Source organism: Mesorhizobium sp. M1A.F.Ca.IN.020.06.1.1, from assembly GCF_004023265.1.
Taxonomy (GTDB): Bacteria; Pseudomonadota; Alphaproteobacteria; order Rhizobiales; family Rhizobiaceae; genus Mesorhizobium.
Map to the genome: position 1 here is coordinate 1 of NZ_RZSR01000890.1, position 2482 is coordinate 2482.

Here is a 2482-nt window from a genome sequence, read left to right on the forward strand (position 1 = left end):
GCCCTGAGCAGCGCCACGCCGCCGCCCGGAAGAATGCCTTCCTCGACCGCCGCGCGCGTCGCATGCATGGCATCGTCGACGCGGTCCTTGCGCTCCCTGACCTCGACCTCCGTCGAACCGCCGACGCGGATCACAGCCACGCCGCCGGCGAGCTTGGCCAGACGCTCCTGCAGCTTCTCGCGATCGTAGTCCGAGGTGGTCTCCTCGATTTGCGCCTTGATCTGCGCGACGCGGCCCTGGATCTCCTCCTTCTTGCCGGCGCCATCGACGATCGTGGTGTTCTCCTTCTCGACCACCACTTTCTTGGTGCGGCCGAGCATCTCCAGCGTGACGTTCTCAAGCTTGATGCCGAGATCCTCGCTGATAGCGGTGCCGCCGGTGAGGATGGCGATGTCCTCCAGCATGGCCTTGCGGCGGTCGCCGAAGCCCGGAGCCTTGACGGCCGCAACCTTCAGGCCGCCGCGCAGCTTGTTGACCACCAGCGTCGCGAGCGCCTCGCCCTCGACATCCTCCGCGATGATGAGCAGGGGCTTCGCCGACTGAACCACCGCCTCCAGAACCGGCAGCAGCGCCTGCAGGTTGGAAAGCTTCTTCTCGTGGATCAGCACATAGGGCTCTTCGAGCTCGACGCGCATCTTATCCTGATTGGTGATGAAGTAAGGCGAGAGATAACCGCGATCGAACTGCATGCCTTCGACCACTTCCAGCTCGGTGTCGGCGGTCTTGGCTTCCTCGACGGTGATGACGCCCTCGTTGCCGACCTTCTGCATCGCCTCAGCAAGGAAACGGCCGATCTCGGCATCACCATTGGCCGAAATCGTGCCGACCTGGGCGATCTCGTCATTTCTGGTCACCTTGCGGGCGTTGGTCTTCAACTCCTGAACAATAGCCTCGACGGCTTTGTCGATGCCGCGCTTCAGATCCATGGGATTCATGCCGGCGGCAACGGCCTTGGCACCTTCCCTGACGATGGCCTGGGCGAGAACGGTCGCGGTGGTCGTGCCGTCGCCGGCGATATCGCTGGTTTTCGAGGCGACCTCGCGCACCATCTGCGCGCCCATGTTCTCGAACTTGTCCTCGAGCTCGATCTCCTTGGCGACAGTGACGCCGTCCTTGGTGATGCGCGGAGCGCCGAACGACTTGTCGATGACGACATTGCGGCCCTTAGGGCCGAGCGTGACCTTCACCGCGTCGGCGAGGATGTTGACGCCGCGCAACATGCGGTCGCGGGCGTCGGAATGGAATTTCACTTCCTTGGCAGCCATTGGAACACTCCTTCAGCAGGCACCTTTCATTCACCGATCGGGTTGGGCCGGTTCAAGCCGCTTTTCCCAACGCCGATGTCTGCTCGACCACACCCATCACGTCGCTTTCCTTCATAATGAGCAGGTCTTCACCGTTGAGCTTGATCTCGGTGCCGGACCACTTGCCGAACAGGATGCGGTCGCCGACTTTGACGTCGAGGGGAATGAGCTTGCCGCTCTCGTCGCGCGCGCCGGAACCGACGGCGATGATCTCGCCTTCCTGCGGCTTCTCCTTCGCCGTGTCCGGGATGATGATGCCGCCGGCCGTCTTCTCCTCGGCCTCGACGCGGCGGACCAGAACGCGGTCATGCAATGGATGGAACTTCATATCGTTCTCCTTCGGGACAAACAGATTTTGAGAGGTTCCTCCACTCCGGACCGGAAGGACCGGAGCGGGGCTCGCGATCCTTTCGGCCTCGCGCTTGTGGATTTGGTTTTGCACGCGCCGGTTTCAAGAGGCCGCAAGAAATTTTTTGGCACTCGCAACAGCCGAGTGCTAGCGCCGTGAAAACAAAGGTAATTATGCAGCTTTGACGGGCGCGCCTCGGACCTCTTGACGGCAAAGGAATCAATTCCCAAATCGAACCTGCCGGCGCCTGAAGTGGCCGGCAAGGTCAAGGAGCGCCGCTGCCTTGGCGCTCCTCGTATCTATGTTGCTCAATGGAGGATGTAGCTATGAGAACCAGTTTTGACTTTTCTCCCCTGTTCCGGTCGAGCATCGGCTTCGATCGAATGCTGAACGCGCTCGAGACCGCAAGCCGCATCGAAACCGCTGATAACTGGCCGCCCTACGATATCGCCAAGAGCGGCGAGGACGACTACCGCATCACCATGGCCCTGGCAGGCTTCAGCCAGGACGAACTGGCCATTACCCAGGAGCAGAACATGCTGATGGTTTCTGGCCAAAAGGCAGGCGAGGACAACGGCGAGTACCTGCATCGCGGCATTGCCGGCCGCGCATTCCAGCGTCGCTTCGAGCTTGCCGATCACGTCAAGGTCGTCGATGCGAGCCTCGTCAACGGTCTGCTGACAATCGACCTCAAACGCGAGATCCCGGAAGAAATGAAGCCGCGCCGGATCGAGATCACGGCGGACAAATCATCGCCAAAGGCCGCGACAAAGAAAATCGAGGCCGACAACAAGGCGGCCTGAGCCTTCTCGCCGCGCTTTGCGCCCTG

3 protein-coding genes are annotated in these 2482 nt (G+C 61.5%); 1 reads left to right on the forward strand and 2 read right to left on the reverse strand.

Translation table 11 applies throughout. From position 1 onward, the window contains the following. Both groL and groES read right to left on the reverse strand, forming a co-directional pair. Positions 1–1265, reverse strand: a 1265-nt coding sequence (gene groL, locus EOA60_RS28580; protein ID WP_128312279.1) for a chaperonin GroEL, incomplete at its 3' end; no start/stop codon positions are given. Between the two features lie 52 nt (positions 1266–1317). Beyond that, positions 1318–1632, reverse strand: coding sequence for a co-chaperone GroES (gene groES, locus EOA60_RS28585; RefSeq protein ID WP_066992870.1), 315 nt, complete (start codon positions 1630–1632; stop codon positions 1318–1320). A gap of 347 nt (positions 1633–1979) precedes the next feature. Here groES and EOA60_RS28590 point away from each other — a divergent pair, with 347 nt between their 5' ends. Continuing rightward, positions 1980–2456: an Hsp20 family protein gene (locus tag EOA60_RS28590; protein WP_066992873.1), complete on the forward strand. Its 477-nt coding sequence runs from the start codon at positions 1980–1982 to the stop codon at positions 2454–2456. Positions 2457–2482 lie beyond the last annotated feature (26 nt).